The sequence below is a fragment of the Haloactinopolyspora sp. genome, from assembly GCF_027324685.1.
Taxonomy (GTDB): domain Bacteria; phylum Actinomycetota; class Actinomycetes; order Jiangellales; family Jiangellaceae; genus Haloactinopolyspora.
Genome location: NZ_DAHVSH010000026.1, coordinates 1 through 17,749, shown reverse-complemented (window position 1 = coordinate 17,749; position 17,749 = coordinate 1). Strand labels below are relative to the sequence as shown.

Below are 17,749 nucleotides of genomic sequence, written 5' to 3'. Positions count from 1 at the left end.
TGAGATCGAGCACGCCGCGCTCGGGGAATGTCGGCGGCCTAGGATCGGTTGTGGCAGGTGACAGGCGAGTAACGGAAGGCGCCAGCGTGACGGACACGAGGAATCTCATCATCATCGGTTCCGGCCCGGCCGGGTATACCGCCGCCATCTACGCGGCACGAGCACGGCTCGATCCACTGGTCCTCGAAGGCGAGGTCACGTGGGGCGGTGCACTCATGAACACCACGGACGTCGAGAACTACCCCGGCTTCCGGGACGGCATCATGGGCCCGGCGCTGATGGAAGAGATGCGCGCACAGGCCGAACGGTTCGGCGCCGAGATTCTCACCCGCGACGCCACCGAGGTCGACCTCACCGGCGACGTGAAGTCCGTCACCGACAGCAACGGTGACGTTCACCATGCCCGCGCCGTTATTCTCGCAACCGGCTCCGGCTATCGCGAGATCGGACTCGAGAACGAGAAGCGGCTTTCCGGCCACGGCGTGTCCTGGTGTGCCACCTGTGACGGCTTCTTCTTCCGCGACCAGGACATCGCCGTCGTCGGCGGCGGTGACTCGGCCATGGAGGAGGCCACGTTCCTCACTCGGTTCGCGCGGAAGGTCTACGTCATTCACCGTCGCGACGAGTTGCGTGCCTCCAAGGTCATGCAGGAACGGGCCTTCGCGAACGAGAAGATCGAGTTCATCTGGAACACCGTCGTCACCGACATCATCGGTGACGACAGGGTGAACGGCTTGGTGCTGCGCGACACGGTCACCGGCGAAGAGCGCACGCTCGACGTCACGGGACTGTTCGTCGCCATTGGCCACGATCCCCGGTCCGAGCTGTTCAAGGACCAGGTCAAGCTCGACGACGAGGGGTACGTGCTCGTCGACGCACCGTCCACGCGAACCAATCTCCCCGGGGTCTTCGCGGCAGGAGATCTCGTCGACCACACCTACCGGCAGGCGATCACCGCTGCGGGCACCGGTTGCCAGGCGGCACTCGATGCCGAGCGGTACCTCGCCGACATCGAGGTCGCGCAGAACGTCAAGGCCGAACTCGTCGTCTCGTGACACCTCGAGCCACATACAAGGAGTGAATATGGGAAACATCCAGCACGTCACCGATGCCGACTTCGACGAGAAAGTCCTGAAAAGCGACAAACCGGTACTTGTCGACTTCTGGGCCGAATGGTGCACACCCTGCCGAATGATTGCCCCGGTACTCGAAGAAATCGCAAGCAACCAGGACAAACTCGACATCGTCAAGCTCAACACGGACGAGAACCCCGAGCTCGCGGCCAAATACGGCATCACGTCCATTCCCGCTTTGAAGGTCTTCGACCGCGGTGAGGTCGTCAAGGAGATCATCGGAGCCAAGCCCAAGGCGGCTCTGCTCAACGAGCTCGGTGACTACGTGAACTGATTTCGACGGACGTTCAATCTCTCGCACGCCCGCCGAGGGCTCCAGCCTTCGGCGGGCGTCGCGCGTCGAGGGCCTGTGCAGTCGCGGTCAAATCGGGGTCATCTAGACAAAGCGACCAGCTTTCGTCGTAACTACATCGTCCAGACCTCTTGCTCATCACGCCGATCAGTCATTCAATGGCATATCCGCTCAAACAAGCCACTCCGTTTGCCGATGAACTCGTTGTACCGGATCATCTCGTCACGGAAGTCCTTGCACGGACACCTACGTTGGCATCGGCTCGCTGAAACGCGTGATCGCCATCGCGAAGAGGTATGCATGGAATACAGAGACGATTTCTCGAACGCAGAGAGCGCGGCCATCGAGGCTTACACCTCCATGGCCGTCCGGCACACGATGCTGCTGTTGCTGGGCATCACCACGATGATGGCCTCGATCGTGGCGATCGCGTTGGCCGCGACCGGCACTGTCCTCGACCTTCTCGGGGTAGCCGAATTGCACGACGGATTCGCACCCGTCGCCGCGGTCGGCCTCGGTTGCGGTGCCATCGACTTCATCGCCCGCCGCCGCGACAACGACTACGTCGCCGGCCTGGCGACGATCGCCGGGCAGGGTGCGCTGACCACGGCCGGCGTCGTGGCGCTGCTCGGCTGGTTCTCGTCTGGATGGTGGGTCGTCGCCGTGGCGCTCGCGGCCGGCGCCACCACCAGCTCGATCTTGTTCAAGTACCCCGAGTGGGAGATTCAGGCCCAGCAACTCGAACGCTTCGTTCGGGTCCCGCCGGACGGGGACGACGGGCCCCGCTGAACCCGTGTGCTCACCTGCGTCACAGAACGTCGCTTCGACGCACCTTCGTAGTCGACACGTACCGCTGTGACGGGAGGAAGAGCACACATGCGCGTTTCCGCCCCACGGATCGGGCAACTCAGCGCAGGCGACGCCGGCCCGCCCGCCCGACTGGCCCACGCGGTGCGCGCGGCCGAGGATGCCGCGCGAGCCCTCTACGATCTCGCCGAAGCCGCCGCCGACGGTGAAAACCGGCGCCACGACGCGGACCGGCAAGCGCTGACGCGCGACTCCGAACGTCGCCGGACACACGCCAACGCCCTGCTGGATGCCGCGACCGATCGCGTACGCCTCGACATCTCCGACCTACTCGGCCGCAGTCCGCGCTACTCGCACGCCCCCTGGGACGCTCCTGTGTGGGACGAGCCGTACGACGAACCCGTCGAGACCCCACGTGTGGTCCAGGCGGCGACACTGGGCCTGGCGGCGCCGCACAGCATCGTCGAGCTGCCGTTCGTGCTGCCCACGCTCGGCGCCAACGTCGTCATCACTCACGCCACCGGCGGCCGGGCCCCAGCGCACAACCTCGCGCAGGCGTTCGTGACCCGGGCCTTGGCATCGGCGCTGCCCGGTTCGCTTCGGGTGCACCTGCTCGACGCCGGCGGTCTGGGCCAGAACCTCGGCATTCTCAGCCGCGTGCCCGAGCCGTTGGTCAGCGGTGGCGTCCGGGCGACCCACGAAGAGATCTCGGCCGAGCTGTCCGCGGTGCGCGACCATGTGCACCGGCTGAACAGCCGTGTTCTGCTCGGCGACGACGACTCCCTGGTGAAGCGTTGGCAAACCGGCACCGCTCAGGGCATCGCGTGCACGCTGGTCTTCGCCGCCGGTGTCGACACCGGGATGCACGCCGACGACGCAGCCCAACTGTGGGCACTGGCCCGCACCGGCAACCGGTGCGGCGTCGGCGTCGTCGCCGTCATCGACACCGGCCGCGATCTCCCGCCCGGCGTCGACCTCACCGATCTCACCGACGTCGCCGAACACATCCACGTCGACCACGAGGGTGGTGCGACGTGGGAGTCCTCGCCGCCCACCCTGCATCACAACGCCCGGCTCCGGTGCCCGAACCCACCCGGTTCAGCCCAGCATCGATTCCTGGCGACCACGGTGGCTCCCGCGGCCCAGCGCGGCTCCAATCGCCCCGTCCACCTGGCCGACATCCTCGCCACCGAAGAACCCGGGACCGGACGCACCCTCACCTCCATCTCGGCACCAGTCGGTGTGCGCGCCGACGGCACGACGATGGAACTCGGGGTGGGCGACGACGAGAGCGTGGCCATCGGCGGGATCATCGTCGGGCCGTCCGGGTCGGGGAAGACGACGCTCCTGCACGGCTTGATCCATGCGTTGGCGCACCGCTACTCGCCCGACGAGCTGGAGATGTACCTGCTGGACATGAAAGCAGGGGTCGAGTTCGCCGAGTACGCGACCCGGCCGGACCGACCGGCCATGCCGCACGTCCGGGTGGTCGGCATCGAAGCGGACGCGACGTTCGCCCTCGGTGTGCTCAAGGATCTCAGTGGTGTCGATGCCGAGCGCAAACAGCTGTTCAAGGAAGCGTCGCTGACCTATGGGCAGGAGATCAAGAACATCGCCGAGTACCGCGATGTCACCGGCCAGACACTGCCGCGGATCCTGTTCGTCGTCGACGAATTCCAGCTCATGCTCACCGGCCCCACAGAAGACGCCGCCTGGGACCTCCTGGACGTCCTGGCCAAACAAGGCCGCAGCCAGGGCATCCACCTGCTGCTGGCCACCCAGAGCCTCAACTCGGTCGGCACCGGCCGCGGACTGCAGAAGGCGTCGGTCTTCGACCAACTCGAGCTGCGCGTCGGGCTACGCTGCAAACCCGACGAACTGTCCAACCTGTTCGACCGCACCGTGCGGGAGCGGCTCGACACCGGGCGTCGCGGTTCCGGCGTCCTCAACCAGGCCCGCGGCGACAAAGACGCCGACCAACTTTTCCAGGCGGGGATGCTGGGGCCGGACGAGCGCCGGCGGATTCGCACCGACGTTCTCGAGTTGTACGGCCCGGACTCGCGCATCCGTGTCAGCCGCGGCGCCGGCGCAGTCGACATCTGCGACGTCACCGACGTCCTGACTGCCACCGCCACGCCCACCATCCACCTGGGCGCACCGGTGGGGGTGAATCCGCCGTTGATCGGCGTGCCGGCGCTCGCCGGCGACGGGCGCGGGCTATTGATGTCGTGCCGCGACGAGCGCCATGCCATCGCAGCGATCAGCGCCATCATGGCCGGCCTCGCCATCCAGCCAGGCTGCCGCGATGCCGGGTTCGTCGTGGTCGATCTGCTTCCTGACGGCATACCGGCCCGTCGGGTCCTGGACCGTTTGGTCACGCAGCTCGGGAGCCGGATACGCACGGTGACCGAAGCCGACCTCGACACGTTGCCCGACGTCGCCACCCGCGCGGACGGCCCGACGTTCGTCGCGGTCCTCGGGATGCAGTACGCCACGACCGAGGTCCCCTATTACTCCACGGGCGACGACGACGTGCATCCGTTGAGCTGGTTGTGCGGCACCGCGCCGTCCCAGTCGGTGTTCCCGCTGATCTGGCTGGACACGCCCGAACGGCAGCGCGCCCTGGGCCCGCACGGTGAACGGCTGCAGTTGCGGGCCGATGCCGGCTCGGATCTGATCGACACCGCGACGTTCCTGGGCCAGCGCCCGCCGTTCCCGGCCACTCGGGGCCGGATGTGGTTCCACGATCTGGCCGGTGACGGCGAACCGGTCCTCGTGGATCCGTTGACGATCGGTGCCGACATCCCGCTGCCGCGCACGCCGGTCGACTCGGAGCCGGCGCGATGACCGCCGACGCCGGGGTCGAATCGGCCAGCCGTGCCGACGCCGACCGGTACCGCGCGCCGCGGGCTGCCGCGATGCAGGAGTACTGTGCCACCCTGTCGCGGTTCACCTCGTCGGTCCACAGCACCGAGCTGATGCTGCGGCACGAGGAAGCGACCATCGCCGACGAGTCAGACCAGGTCGACCAGGCCGCGGCCGCCCGGCTGCGAGGCGTCGAGCGGGCCCGGGCCGAAGCGCAGGCGGGTCTGGAGCACACCGCCACGGTTCGCGAGGCCCACGGCGTCACCGGAGCCGACTCCAACGGCCCCACCGGCCGGCCTATCCGCCGGCGGGCCAGCAGCGGCGACCTCGGCATCGCGCTCACCTCGTTGGCTCGCCGTCGCGACGAACTCCGTGCCGCCGAGGCAGAGTTCGACACCTGGCTGCAGTCTCACGACCAGAAGGCGCAGCGTGTGGTGTTCGGCGCTGCGGGTGCGGCCGGCGTCCTCGGCGCCGTCGCCATGGTGATCGTCGGTGGCTCCGCTCCGCCGGTGTGGACGTTGTCGCTGTTGCTCGCCGGCGTCGTCGTGGTCACCGCCGCCGGACTGGCCACCGGAGTGCTCGTCCGCCTGCCCGCGCTGTGTGCCGGGCCGAGTTTGGTCCGTGAACCACAAGCCACGGCGGTGTCCCGGTTCGCCGCGGCGTTGGCCGGTGTGGCGGCCGCCGGATTCATCGGCATCGCCGTCGCCACCGGTGCGCTGTGAGAACGACCTGCGCTGACGGCGTCACAGAAACACCGGACCGGGCACCTACATCACCGAGAAGCACCACCGAGGAATGGCGTCCATGCAGCCATGGACGGAGTGAATCGACCTGGGAAGGACGGGCGACGAATGCCGAGCATCAAGGAGTCCGGTGAGATCCTCATCGGCGTCTCGAACGACCTCGTCCGTGGCGGTGACGAGACGTCCCGCGGTCTCGCGGAGTTGCAACGCAAGGCCGACGCGGCGGTCGAGGCGCTCAACGGGCTACAGGCGCCGGCCGAGGAGGCCAAGGCCGCCGCGGCTCGACTGAAGGCGAAGGCCACCGAGGTGCGGGCCACGTTCGACGACCTGCTTCGCTCCGCATCCACGGCCGAGGAGGCGGCGAAAGTCCTGAACACGGCCTGCAGCAACCTGCAACGTGGAGACGCCGACCTGGCCGCGACGTTCGAGCCACGCATCCGGCCGATTGCCGCGCAGGTCACCACGTTCACCGACAGCCTGCGCGAGACCGCGGTCAAGCTGCAACAGGCCGTCGACGGTCTGATCGACGGCGCCGACCACATCGGCAGCAACACCGAGCAGCTCCAGGCCGGCGGCCAGCAGGTCGGCAAGAGCGCCACCCAGGTCAGCTCCGGGCTGGGACAGGCCCGCAAACAGCTGGGCCAGGTGATCCCCACCGCGGCCAAGACCGTCGGCGACCGGGGCCGCGAGGTCGTCCACGCCGCACGGCGGTAATGCCACCTCGCAGCTCGCGCCATTGAAGGGAGGTGAGCGACGGTGTCCGTGGCTCCGCACCGCCGGCTCCAGCTGGTCCAGACCGAAGTACGCGAACTCGAGCGGGCTTGCCAGTCACTCGAACGGAGCGTCTCTCAGGCCGGCCAGGCGACCGAGCGCAGCGCCGAGCACCTCGCGGCCACCCGCAAACGGATCGTCGCCGCCACCGAGCAATGCGTGCCCTCGGCCGACGATGCCGCCATCGCTCGGCGGATCACCGACGCGGTCACGACGGCTTTCACCGCTGCGGACAAGTCGTTACGTGAGCACTGGCAGCAGATCCGCGACATCTTGCTCCGAGCCCTGAAGCGCGTCACGGCCGAACTACACGAAAAGCGTCGTGTACTGCGACAACTCGAACTGGAGCTGAGCCGGCGGCGATAGGATCACCGGCATGGCTCAGTCCGTGCCGAGCGGGGTCCGGCTGTGCGAGCTGGTAGGAACCCTGTCGTTGGCCGTCGACCTCGGCCTCGGACAACCCATGGGACACGTCGCCCGGTCGTGTGTCGTCGCAGGCCGGCTCGGGGACCGGCTGAATCTGGACCAAGCCGAACGCTCGTCGTTGTTCTACATCACACTGCTGGGCTGGGTCGGATGTATCGCAGACTCCTACGAGGCCGCAGCGTGGTTCGGTGACGACATCGACTATCGGGCCGGCGTGTACGACGTCGACCTGAAGCCGCTGCCGTTCCTGGGATATCTCCTGCACCGTGCGGGGTCCGGAGAGGCGGTGCCGCGGCGCCTCGCCAAGCGCGGTGCCGTGCTCGCCACGGGTGCACGCGGGGTTCAGGACGCGCTGCGCGCGCACTGCCAGGTCACCACCAACGTGGCCCGGCGGCTCGGGCTGGGGCCCAGTGTGTGGCAGCCCCTTCAGCACATCTTCACCCGCTGGGACGGCAAGGGCCTGCCGAAGGGTTTCGGCGGTACCGACATCGCGTTCCCGGTCCGGCTGTGGCACGTATGTGACGTCGCCGAGGTGCATTTTCGTCGTAGTGGCGTCGCGGCAGCGATCGCGGTGACGCGAGAGCGGAGCGGAACGCAGTTCGACGCCGACGTCGTCGATGCCTTCGTCACGCACGCCCACGATCTCTTCGATGGATTGACTGACGACACCGGCTGGGACGACATGATCGCCAGCGAGCCGGCGCTGCGCCCACCGCTGGCCGAGGACGAGCTCGATGCCGCACTCGAGACCGTCGCCGACTGGGTGGACATCAAGTCGCCGTACTTCGGTGGCCATTCGCGCGGCGTCGCCGACCTGGCAGCTGCCGCGGCCCATCGCGTCGGGATGACCGAAGACGAGCAGCGGCTCGTGCGCCGGGCTGGACTGGTGCACGACCTCGGACGTACCGGCGTGCCGAACTCGATCTGGGACAAGCCCGGCCCGTTGACCTCAGGCGAAGCCGAGCGCGTTCGGCTGCACTCGTACTACACCGAGCGCATGCTGGCCCGACCCGAGGCGCTCGCCGAGATCGGCCAGATCGCTGGGCTGGCGCACGAGAGGTTGGACGGGTCGGGCTACCACCGTGGTCTCGCGGGATCCAGCATCCCGTTCGGCGCGCGGATTCTCGGCGCGGCGGAGCGCTACCACACCAAGTTGGAGGCGCGTCCACATCGCCAGGCGCTGCAGCCGCAACAGGCCGAGCGGGTTCTGCAAGAGGACGCCAGAGCGGGCCGGCTCGACCCGGTGGCCGTCGACGCAGTGCTCACCGCCGCGGGCCGCCCCCGGCGACGGCGAGTGGCCGGCCCCGCCGGACTCACCGCACGTGAGTTGGAGGTGCTGATGCTTCTGGCTCGGGGCGCCTCCAACCGCCACATCGCTCGAGCTCTCGGGATCGCCCCGAAAACCGTCGGCAACCACGTCGAACGGATCTACGTCAAGGCGGGCGTCACCACTCGGTCGGCGGCGACGTTGTTCGCGATGGAGCACGGTCTGCTGACCACGCTCACACCCATCGAGTGACGGACTCGAAATCTGAGGTGAATGCCTCATGACGGCGAACATCGCGACTGGGCATGGTCGGGGCAACGCGCAGATCGCGGTCGCAAGACCGCCCGAATCGAGGAGGCACCATGCCGAAGTTCGTGATCGAACGAGAGTTACCCGGCGTGGGCGGGATGTCCGCTGCGGAACTGGAGAGCATCTCGGCCAAGTCCAACGCCGTCATCGACGAGCTGGGCCCCGGACTCCACGACCCGGTCACCGGAGGACTGTGATGACCATGACGCTGGCGGCGAAGTCACACGACCAGCCGGACGATGTCAGACGGTTCGACCACGGTTCCGTCGCCGTCGTGAACGTCGCCGGGGTGAGCGTGGGCCGGGTGGTCTTCGAACCCGGATGGCGCTGGTCGGAGCATGTACGTCCGTTGGCCGGGACCGCGTCATGCGAGGTGGCCCATACCGGATACGTCCTGTCCGGCAGGTTGGCCATTCGGATGGACGACGGGCGCGAGGCGGTGGCCGGTCCTGGCGACATCTTCGTGGTGTCGCCGGGCCACGACGGCTGGGTGGTCGGTGCCGAACCCTGTGTTCTGCTTGATTGGGCCGGTGGGGCGGAGTACGCCCGCCGTGAGCCGCAGTGATGTTCAGTCGCTACCCCAGCCTTCGGTGTTGATCTGCCGCTCGCGCTGGTGGCGACTGATCACCGACCCGATGACCAGGATCAACACCACGAGGCAGACGAGCAGCACCACGTGAGCGCTGCCGATCCCGGCGCCGTCCCACCCGGGAACCGACCAGGTGGCGTCGTCGGCCGAGGCGATGAAGCCTCGTTCGATCATCCACTCCCGGCCTTCGTCCCACGCTCCGAAACCCAGTGGGGCGAGGATCGGCAGCGCGAGTGGCACGGCCAGCAACATGATGAACGCGTCGTTGTCGGACATCGAGTCGGCCACGGTTCACTTCACCTGCCCATCGTCAGTAGACCCCGTCGTTCATGTGCCGGATGCGTACCGTCCGGGTCCGTGAAACGACGAGCGATCCGGCTCCGTCCGTTCCGCGCCATCCGATCGAGACCTTGGTGCCGTCGTTCTCGACGGCCTCGACCTGCTCGACGACGACCCAGCCGGTCTCGTCGTCGAGACGGGCCAGATGGCCGGGTTCGAGCTGCGACACCATCACGACCTCGGACCAGCCTTCGACGTCCTTGCCGCGCGTCCCGGACGGTCCTGCCGACCCGGACGCTCCTGCCGACCCGGATGAGCGCGCCCGGCTCCAGTCCACCAGCCCGCTCGCCCCGTGGGAGAACCCTTCGGCGAGGTCGGCCTCCATGAGCGACTTCCACGCAGCGGCCGGGGTGTCGTTCCACACCCGCGGGCGCTGCACGTGCAACACCGGGTGGGTCACGACGTGTGGGCGGAACGCCTCGACGAGCGTGGCGTCGTCGGCATCGCCGGAGCGACGGGCCTCGCGGGGGTCGGGCGTCCAGTAACACTGCAGCGTCACGGGAGGCGCGTCGCCGAGGCGCAGCTTGGCCCGCCCGGGGACCGCTTCGGTGCCGTCTTCGTCGTCATCGGCTGAGGATCGCAGTGCGGGCGTCGAGTGCGCATCCATGCGTCCCAGGGCCACGACCGCGCCGAGGTCGTCGGCGTACTCGTCGCGCAGCAGAGGGTCGTCGGAGCGCTGGACGCTGAGCACGATGATCATGTTGACGCGCCGACCGTGCCGGAGCAGGTCGGCGACCCGGTCGGCCGCGGTGGGGGCACCGGCGGAAGCCTGTCCGGCACGGGCGGCGGCCTCGGCAGCGGCCGTCGCGAACTCGCGGAAGTGATGGATGACGACCATCATCGGCTCCAGTTCGGACCGGTCGGCGCCGGACTCGACGAGCGCGACTCGGCCCTCCATCTCGCGCCACGCCTGATTGAGCACGACGATCTGGTCGTCCAATGTGGACGCGACGATCTGCACGTTGGGCCAGTCGCGCACGCCGAGCAGGTCGACTCGACGATGGTCGATGACCCAGACCGGCCAGCCACGCGCGGCGGCCTCGAGGATCAGCCCGGTCAGCAGAACCCGCTTGCCGGACCCGGACCGGCCCAGCGCGAGCAGATGCCCCTGCGGCGCAAGCGGATCCCACGCGACGCGAGTCCCGGACGAGTCGACGCCCAGCGGGATCACCTGCCCCGCGAGGTCGTCAGCTGAGGGCGCCGTCCGACTGACGTGGTCAGGCAGGCGGCGGGCGGCAGCGGCTCGGCGCGAAGACACCGGGCCCGATTCCGGGCTCAACTGCCCCGGCGAGCGCGTGGGGTCGCGAAGCGTCAAACGACGGTCGCGGACATTGTGCCGGGCGACGACGTACTGCTCGCCCAACTCAGCGTGGACCGCCGTAGCCACCTGCTCGGCCCAATCGGCGGACGAGTCGTCCACCGCAGCCGGATACCTCACATTGAGAAGATGTGGCACGCCGACCCAGCCGCCGCGCCACTGCCGGGTGTCGATCTCGAGGTACTCCGCACCAGGAACCTGAAGGTGGCTGGCCAACGCATCGGCCAGCGCCTGGACCACAGCGTCGCGCAACCGGCGCCGCACCGACAGCACGTACAGGCCGACCGCAGCGGCCACCACCGGCAGGGCGAGGACCAAGCCCACGGCCGGCTGATCGAGCACGGCGAGGATGGCCCAGATCGCTGCGCCGAGCAGGGCGATGGCCATGGCGCTGCGAGCCAGCCCGGCTGCGCTGAAACCGTTGTGCGTGGGGGCGGCCGGTTTCGCGGCGTCGAATCGACGGTCGTGCGCGCCGGCCTCGTCAGGTTCGTGCTCGGTTGCGGTCGACGCTTCCGCCGGTTCGTGTCGGGCCACGGCACACCTCCTCCGCTCCTTCGGCCTCGGCTACTTCGGCCTCACCGTCTGAAAGTCCCGTAAGGGGGCGCGCTGTGACAGGTCGGCCGGGAGTTCATCACCCCCCAGACGTCACAGACCGGACGTTGCGCGCACTTACACCAGCAGACACGAGGACAAGTCCGCCCTCGACCCGAGCGAGGTAGCCGCCATGTGGAAGAAGGTCGCCATCGGTGGCGGACTCCTCATGCTGGTGGCACCGATGGTGCTGTTCGCCGCCGCGCTCGGCATCGTCTCGGCGGCCGCGTGCGAAGCCATGGACGACATACCGTTCGTCGAATGCGAGTTCCTGCTCGAGGGAGGCCTGGACGGAGATCAGTGCGGTGAGGTGCCCGTGGAGGTCTCCGGCAACATCCCGGACGAGTGGCGAGAAATTTTCGCTGAAGCCGCCGACAAGTTCCACGTCAACCCGAACTTCCTCGCAGCGATCTACCTGACGGAGAACGGCAACACGTGGCGGCCCCTCGACTCGAACTGGGCCAGCTCACCTGCCGGTGCCACCGGGCCGATGCAGTTCATGCCTGGGACGTGGAGCGATTACGGCATCGACGGCGACGGTGACGGCACCGCTGACATCTCCGACCCCACCGACGCCGTCCACACCGCGGCCAGCCTGTTCTCGGCTTCGCCCCACAAAGGCCCGCCGATCTACGGCTCCACGTCCCCGGACATGGCGACCGGGTCGATCGGCAAGCCGTGGCTGCCAGGCACGTTGCTCTACGCCGCGGCGAGCTACAACGCCGGTCCTGGCACCATCACGAAGTACACCAGTGCTGACGACGGCCTCGACGATCCGCAGTGGACCCGGGTGTGGGAGGTCCGCCGCTATCTGCACAACATCCACGCCTTGCTGGATTCCAACCTGACCAAAAGTGGTGTCACCAGCGAGAACGGCTACACCGGGTTGTCCGGAGGCCGCACCGATCACGTCGGCCATTACCTCCGCGAGTGGAGCGATCCGCATGGCCTGGGCGTCGGCGGTACCGACGGTGACGACGGCGAGGACGGTGGCTCCGGGGACGACTGTGACGTACCGGACGGCGATCTCAACGCTGTCGTCGAGGTGGCCCGTCGGGAGTTCGAGCGCGGTGCCCGGGAAGAACCCGGGTGTGGTTTCGTCTGCGACGAGTACATCGACGACGGCGACGAAGCCTGGTGCGCGGACTTCGTCAGCTGGGTCTTCCGCGAGGCCGGCGTGCCGTTCAAACCGACGCCGATGACGCGGATGTACTTCTGGCGCCACGACTGGCAGATCCCCGCCGTCATCGGGATGCAACGGTGGTTCCGCCTCGGCTCGCACGGCAGCGAGTTCTTCACCCCCGACCAGAAGGATCCCCGCCCGGGCGACGTCGCGATCTACACGGGTCACGTCAACATCGTGGTGGCCGTGGACCCATCGCGGGACATGCTCGTCACCATCGGCGGTAACGAGTCCGACACCGTTCAGCAGACCAGTGGAACGTTCTCGGCAGGCACGAGTTCCGGACTCGTAGGATACGGCCGCATCAACGCCGAGCCGGCCGACTAGGAGTAACGGCGATGCCTGACGAGGCGCCCCAGCGTGAGAAGTTCACCGTCGCGCAACTGGTGCTCGCAGCCGCGGCGCTCGCCGTCGTCGGGCTGGTCCTCATCTTCGGGTTCGGTGGCGACGACTCGGACGAGCCCGGCACGTCACAGCCCTCGAGCCAGGCCGACGGTGACGATGCGGATGGCGCTGACGATGACGGCGGTGACGGCGATGATGCCAACAGTGCTCCCGACGTCACGTCATCTCCCGAACCGTCGACGACCGCCGACGACGAAACCTCCCCGCCTCCGCTGCCACCTGGTATGGAACGCCCCGGGCCGACGGAAGCGCCCGATCCGGCCACCGTCGACCACCAGTCGCCGTCGCAGATCGCACTCGCGGCCTTGACGGCGGCCTACTCGATGGACACGACCACCGACGAGTCACCGGCCGACGCCATGCAGCGCGTGGAGCCGTGGCTGGCCGACACCTGGAAATCGCGCGAGTACGACCTCAAGGACCTCGAAGACGAAGTCGAAGACGACTGGAACGACTGGGCCGATCACGACGGCTATGCCTCGATCAACGTGATCCAGGACGTCATCTCCAATGACGCCGTGTCTCCGCAGGAACGCGGCGACACCGAGACGACGGCGATGCGCAAGATCGCCGTCAGCTTCACCCCCTTGGGCCGCGACGGCTGGAACGGTCAGCTCGAGGACGCGACATGGTACGTGCACATGGAGCGCCCGTCGGCGTCGGACCCGTGGACGATCGTCGAGATGCGCCGCCCCGTCTTCGACCCCACCACCCGCCCACTGCCCACCGGTTCACCGAATTCCTGGAGTTCAACGCATGACCCCGGCAATAGATGACACCATGACCGTCGTGAAAAACCTGACTCTTGGCAAGCGACTTATCCGCAAAGCATCGGCTTTCACAGTGTTGTCGTTGGCAACGTCATTGGCAGCCTGTGGATCGACTGACGAACAAGTCGCGGAGGACGGCCCAACCGCTGACAGCACAATCGGTAGCACTGACTTTCACACGGAGACCCCGACGGATGAACCCACGCCGGATCAGCCAACCGCGAGCTTCGACGGAATCATTTCCCTCTACCTAAACTCGGATGTCCAGAAATTGAAAATCGAGGACGAAGATTCACTAGGGGATCACGAAACCGAGGACACAACGGTTTCATTGCCCGATAACACGAGCCACAAAAAGATCACACGATCATCGTTCTCCGGCGACTGGATGTTCATCGCATACGGCGAGGAAAACATCCAGATCGATCAGTTCGATGAAGCGACCAATGAATATGTCGACTTCATCGCACTAAGCCCGGAAGAAGGAGGGTACTCCGAAGTCGGCTACTCTTTGGAGAACCCTAGGTTTGCTCCTGATACCTCCACCTTGTGGGTCGAGAAAGTCAGCGATGGGACGAGTCGCCTCGCATCAATCGACATCACATCCGAGACCGACCCGAGTGAACTGACCGACAGCGAGTTAACTTTCGAAAAGGACTACGCTGGCAAGAATCAATGGACGTTCGACACAGCGGGCGAGCCGATGCTGTTCAAGGACAGCGAGAGGATCGTCAGCAGCAGCTGGGAGGACGGTGAACCAGGAGCAGGGGACTATAGGTTCGGTTACCGACCTGATGAAGTTGGCGGCGTCGTCTTGCCCTCCTTGGCGACTTTCAACGCCGATGGCAGGGGTAATGAATACGATGTGATCAAGAGGGTCAGCAAGACTGAATTCATCATGGCTGCCATCGGTGATATGGCGGCTGAGCATGGCCAGGGTGCGCAAGAAACGGGTGCAGTACTGCGGATGACAATCGACCCCACCAAGAAATCCGTGGATCTTGAACCATTGGTGCCGTTGGCCGCAGATAAGAATCTTCCCAGCTGGGTGATTGTGTCACCAGATTTCGAGACTCTCCTTTTCTGCCACGGGCAAGGTGACCCGATGAAGAGAGAAAACGTATACAAGGGTTACGAGGTGTCGCTGGGCAGCGATACAGGAGAACCCGAAGAATATGGCACATGCTCTCGGGACAAGGTAATTCTTGAGTGGCGCTAGCCTGCCGTCGACCAAAAGAACGGCGTCATGCGCTGAGATCAACGCCGCTCATCGCTGCCCGGTCCCGGGTGAGCATAGTTTGAGAACTGACTTTCCACGGAGGTGGAAATGAAACGACTCACACCCGCCCTGCTCGGCGTGGCTCTGGTCTTCGCGGCCGGATCCGCCGGGGCCGGGCCGGCTCCAGCGGACGATCCTCCCGAGGCGGCGAAGCTCGAGCAGGCCACGGTCCAGGTTAATCCGCGGCAGGTCGTCGACCGGATCGACTCACGGCTCAGCGGGGTACACGTGCCCGCTTGGAACGAGATCGCCTTCACCGATGGCGGAATCGATCCGCGGCTGCAGCGCAACCTCGAACGCTCCGGGTCGTCGTTCCTGGTGTTCCCCGGCGGCGCCTTCGGGCTGGACTGGGTCTGGAACGACCCGAACTCCGAGAACGAGATGACCACCGAGCAGTTCCTGCAGATCGTCGATTCGCTGGACGCCACCGCGAAGATCTCGGTGAATCCGAACGAGTCGCCCACCCTCGCGGCCGACTGGATCCGCCACGTCAACGGCAAACTCGGCGCCGACGTGCGGTACTGGGAGGTCGTGGACGAGCCGTACCTGCACATGAGCGCCGACGATTTCATCGCCACGATGCGCGAGTTCGTTCCGGTGATGAAGCAAGCCGACCCCAGCATCAAGATCGTCACCAACATCTCCGCGGTCAACCCTGACTGGAGCCATCAGGTCATCGAGGCCGTCGGTGACCTCACCGACGTGTGGTCCATTCATTTCCTGCCACTGCCGCCATCGCAGGCCATCAATCCGTCGTCGCCGTACAGCCCGGACGACAAGGAAGCGTTCTACGCAGACCTGCTGAACACCCCCGACGACATGGCTGCCCAATTCGCCGACGTGCGCGGCTGGGTGGATGAGCGGCATCCTGGCGGAACCTACGAGTACCACCTGGGGTCGTGGGCGCCAGTGTGGTCCGGGCCCGAGGACTGGACGGTGAACGCGCTCCCCGCCGGGCTGTGGGCGGCCGACATGTACGGCACCATGGCCACCGCCGGTGTGGACGCCGCGGCGAGCTGGGCGATGATGAACCCCTACCCGCCCGGTCGTGGTGACTACGGCTTGTTCAGTCCGGAGATGAAGCCTTACGTGATCGGCGAGGCCGCGGCGCTGTGGGCGAACCACTTCGGCGAGAACCTGATCGAGTCCTCCTCCAGCACCGACGAGCTGTCCACGTACGCCAGCCTGTCGAAGGATCGCCGGACGATGTACGTCCTGCTGGTGAACAAGCGCCGCGACGCCGACCTGACCGTCGACTTCGACCTCGGGCGCTTCCGGCCGCGCGGCGATGCTGCGGCATGGCTTCTGGACGGTGCCGTCGAGCCGAACCACCTCAGTGACTACGGCTTGCGCCGGCAGCTGTTGGACGACGTGTCCGGTGAGTTCACCTGGACCGTGCCGTCGTACTCGGCGGTGGCGCTGGAGATCCCCGTCGCCGGCAGCCAGGCCGAGCTGGCGCCCGCGCCGAACCTGGCCATCGACCAGCGCGCCTTCGCCTCGTCGGAAGCTTTCGCCACCGAGGACGTCGACTGGCAAACCGACGACTACCTCGCCAGTCGAGCCGTCGACGGTGACGACAGCACCCGGTGGGCCTCGGCGATCTTCATCGATGATCCGGAGTGGTTCGCCGTCGACCTGGGTCAGTCGCAACCCTTCGACCGAATCGAGCTGAACTGGGAGTACTGGGCCGCCGACTACACGGTCGAGGTCTCCGACGACGGCGAGAACTGGCGTGCGGTGGCCGACGCCACCGACGCCGTCCGTCTGGAGCCAGAGCCTCAACCCGTCGAGCAGATCGTTCTCGACGAACCGGTGACCGCCCAGCACGTACGGATCTCAGCAACCGAACGGCCCGCCGCCAGCGGCGTCAAGGCCGGGTCGTCCACCTGGACGCCGCAAGCGTTCTCGCTCTGGGAGGTGGGCGTGTACCTCGACTCGTAGTACTTTGGCCGGCCGGCGGGCTGTGGTCGGGCGGCCTTGCGCCTTGGCTCGGAGCACGCTGTTACGGCCGTCAGTTGCCTGGCACGCTGAATGGTTCCACAATTCCGGCATTCCGGACCGGATCACGACCATTCAGCGTGCCAGGCAATGCATCCGCCGTGCCAAGCACGTCACTCGATGGCGAGCTCAGGCCGGGCTAGCTTCCATATCGGCCTCGTTGACGATGCAGATGATCGACAGGGCAACGAGGTAGAGCAGGAACACCGCAAAGAACGCTCCGTAGGTCACCCGCTCCCCACCAGTCGCGATGTCCCAGTACGCCACGGGCCACACAGCAAATCCCAGTAGTGCCAAACCATGCGGAACGACTAGCGCCTCGAGAACGACAACGATCAAGGGCTTGACGAATGCTGAATACGCCGCGACGACAAGCAATGTAAGCGGCGGCAACTGCAACAGCCAACTGAAGGCATCAGACTCGGCCGCTGCGGGCCGGATCAAGTCGGGAAAGACCAACACGGCAACGCACACGAGATAGCAGATCGGGCCAACAACCCAGCTCACCGACCGGGCACGATGTGCGAGGACGCTTCTGGCGGACCAAGCAAAGACCCGGTCACGGAGATACGGCGATGGGCTTCGTGGAACGTCAGCATTACGGACGGACTCCGTCCCCCAATCCGGGTCGTGCTCGTCGACATCGACCTCATCGTCTTGCTCA

Annotated in this window: 17 protein-coding genes; 14 read left to right on the top strand and 3 right to left on the bottom strand. The window is 66.7% G+C overall.

Translation table 11 applies throughout. From position 1 onward, the window contains the following. Positions 1–86 precede the first annotated feature (86 nt). The 10 genes from trxB (at position 87) to M6444_RS03880 (ending at position 9,178) form a co-directional block, all read left to right on the top strand. Positions 87–1,055, top strand: coding sequence for a thioredoxin-disulfide reductase (gene trxB, locus M6444_RS03925; protein ID WP_298323374.1), 969 nt, complete (start codon positions 87–89; stop codon positions 1,053–1,055). A 28-nt stretch (positions 1,056–1,083) separates the two neighbouring features. Beyond that, positions 1,084–1,407 (top strand): thioredoxin, encoded by a 324-nt coding sequence (gene trxA, locus M6444_RS03920; protein WP_298323372.1) that lies wholly within the window; start codon positions 1,084–1,086, stop codon positions 1,405–1,407. Between the two features lie 318 nt (positions 1,408–1,725). Further along, entirely contained in the window at positions 1,726–2,214 is a 489-nt protein-coding gene (locus M6444_RS03915) for a hypothetical protein (protein ID WP_298323371.1), read from the top strand. 87 nt (positions 2,215–2,301) lie between these two features. Further along, positions 2,302–5,079 carry an FtsK/SpoIIIE domain-containing protein gene (locus M6444_RS03910; RefSeq protein ID WP_298323370.1) on the top strand — a complete coding sequence of 926 codons (2,778 nt, stop codon included), beginning with the start codon at positions 2,302–2,304 and terminating at the stop codon, positions 5,077–5,079. Then, on the top strand, positions 5,076–5,819 hold the full coding sequence (locus M6444_RS03905; RefSeq protein ID WP_298323369.1) for a hypothetical protein: 744 nt from the start codon (positions 5,076–5,078) through the stop codon (positions 5,817–5,819). The genes M6444_RS03910 and M6444_RS03905 overlap by 4 nt, the downstream gene beginning before the upstream one ends. 129 nt (positions 5,820–5,948) lie before the next feature. After that, positions 5,949–6,554 carry a hypothetical protein gene (locus M6444_RS03900; RefSeq protein WP_298323367.1) on the top strand — a complete coding sequence of 202 codons (606 nt, stop codon included), beginning with the start codon at positions 5,949–5,951 and terminating at the stop codon, positions 6,552–6,554. A 42-nt stretch (positions 6,555–6,596) separates the two neighbouring features. Further along, positions 6,597–6,977, top strand: coding sequence for a hypothetical protein (locus tag M6444_RS03895; protein WP_298323366.1), 381 nt, complete (start codon positions 6,597–6,599; stop codon positions 6,975–6,977). Between the two features lie 10 nt (positions 6,978–6,987). Then, entirely contained in the window at positions 6,988–8,556 is a 1,569-nt protein-coding gene (locus M6444_RS03890) for an HD domain-containing phosphohydrolase (RefSeq protein ID WP_298323365.1), read from the top strand. A gap of 110 nt (positions 8,557–8,666) precedes the next feature. Continuing rightward, positions 8,667–8,810 (top strand): hypothetical protein, encoded by a 144-nt coding sequence (locus M6444_RS03885; RefSeq protein ID WP_298323364.1) that lies wholly within the window; start codon positions 8,667–8,669, stop codon positions 8,808–8,810. 5 nt (positions 8,811–8,815) lie between these two features. After that, entirely contained in the window at positions 8,816–9,178 is a 363-nt protein-coding gene (locus M6444_RS03880; protein WP_363326229.1) for a cupin domain-containing protein, read from the top strand. 3 nt (positions 9,179–9,181) lie between these two features. On the opposite strand, the gene M6444_RS03875 is transcribed toward M6444_RS03880, so the two are convergent. Together M6444_RS03875 and M6444_RS03870 are read right to left on the bottom strand one after the other, a co-directional pair. After that, complete coding sequence (locus M6444_RS03875; RefSeq protein WP_298323360.1) at positions 9,182–9,490, bottom strand: hypothetical protein; 309 nt, start codon at positions 9,488–9,490, stop codon at positions 9,182–9,184. 22 nt (positions 9,491–9,512) lie between these two features. Further along, positions 9,513–11,393, bottom strand: coding sequence for a hypothetical protein (locus tag M6444_RS03870; protein WP_298323359.1), 1,881 nt, complete (start codon positions 11,391–11,393; stop codon positions 9,513–9,515). Between the two features lie 190 nt (positions 11,394–11,583). On the opposite strand from M6444_RS03870, the gene M6444_RS03865 reads away from it, so the two are divergent. From M6444_RS03865 to M6444_RS03850, 4 genes are all read left to right on the top strand, one after another. After that, entirely contained in the window at positions 11,584–12,960 is a 1,377-nt protein-coding gene (locus M6444_RS03865; RefSeq protein ID WP_298323357.1) for a lytic murein transglycosylase, read from the top strand. 11 nt (positions 12,961–12,971) lie between these two features. Further along, a complete protein-coding gene (locus tag M6444_RS03860; protein WP_298323355.1) occupies positions 12,972–13,814 on the top strand; it encodes a hypothetical protein in 843 nt (280 codons plus the stop codon). A gap of 13 nt (positions 13,815–13,827) precedes the next feature. Beyond that, the gene (locus tag M6444_RS03855) at positions 13,828–15,027 is read left to right on the top strand and encodes a hypothetical protein (protein WP_298323353.1); all 1,200 of its coding nucleotides are present in this window, start codon (positions 13,828–13,830) and stop codon (positions 15,025–15,027) included. Between the two features lie 108 nt (positions 15,028–15,135). Next, the gene (locus M6444_RS03850; protein ID WP_298323351.1) at positions 15,136–17,028 is read left to right on the top strand and encodes a discoidin domain-containing protein; all 1,893 of its coding nucleotides are present in this window, start codon (positions 15,136–15,138) and stop codon (positions 17,026–17,028) included. Between the two features lie 186 nt (positions 17,029–17,214). On the opposite strand, the gene M6444_RS03845 is transcribed toward M6444_RS03850, so the two are convergent. Further along, positions 17,215–17,749 (bottom strand): hypothetical protein (locus tag M6444_RS03845; RefSeq protein WP_298323349.1); only part of this gene is annotated, 535 nt, incomplete at its 5' end.

What these genes read in the sequence shown, in the direction of transcription:
- M6444_RS03860 (WP_298323355.1), top strand. Translation starts at nt 12,972, where the DNA reads ATGCCTGACGAGGCGCCCCAGCGTGAGAAGTTCACCGTCGCGCAACTG.
- M6444_RS03890 (WP_298323365.1), top strand. Translation starts at nt 6,988, where the DNA reads ATGGCTCAGTCCGTGCCGAGCGGGGTCCGGCTGTGCGAGCTGGTAGGA.
- M6444_RS03850 (WP_298323351.1), top strand. Translation starts at nt 15,136, where the DNA reads ATGAAACGACTCACACCCGCCCTGCTCGGCGTGGCTCTGGTCTTCGCG.
- M6444_RS03915 (WP_298323371.1), top strand. Translation starts at nt 1,726, where the DNA reads ATGGAATACAGAGACGATTTCTCGAACGCAGAGAGCGCGGCCATCGAG.
- M6444_RS03885 (WP_298323364.1), top strand. Translation starts at nt 8,667, where the DNA reads ATGCCGAAGTTCGTGATCGAACGAGAGTTACCCGGCGTGGGCGGGATG.
- M6444_RS03865 (WP_298323357.1), top strand. Translation starts at nt 11,584, where the DNA reads ATGTGGAAGAAGGTCGCCATCGGTGGCGGACTCCTCATGCTGGTGGCA.
- M6444_RS03905 (WP_298323369.1), top strand. Translation starts at nt 5,076, where the DNA reads ATGACCGCCGACGCCGGGGTCGAATCGGCCAGCCGTGCCGACGCCGAC.
- M6444_RS03900 (WP_298323367.1), top strand. Translation starts at nt 5,949, where the DNA reads ATGCCGAGCATCAAGGAGTCCGGTGAGATCCTCATCGGCGTCTCGAAC.
- M6444_RS03910 (WP_298323370.1), top strand. Translation starts at nt 2,302, where the DNA reads ATGCGCGTTTCCGCCCCACGGATCGGGCAACTCAGCGCAGGCGACGCC.
- M6444_RS03880 (WP_363326229.1), top strand. Translation starts at nt 8,816, where the DNA reads ATGACGCTGGCGGCGAAGTCACACGACCAGCCGGACGATGTCAGACGG.
- trxA (WP_298323372.1), top strand. Translation starts at nt 1,084, where the DNA reads ATGGGAAACATCCAGCACGTCACCGATGCCGACTTCGACGAGAAAGTC.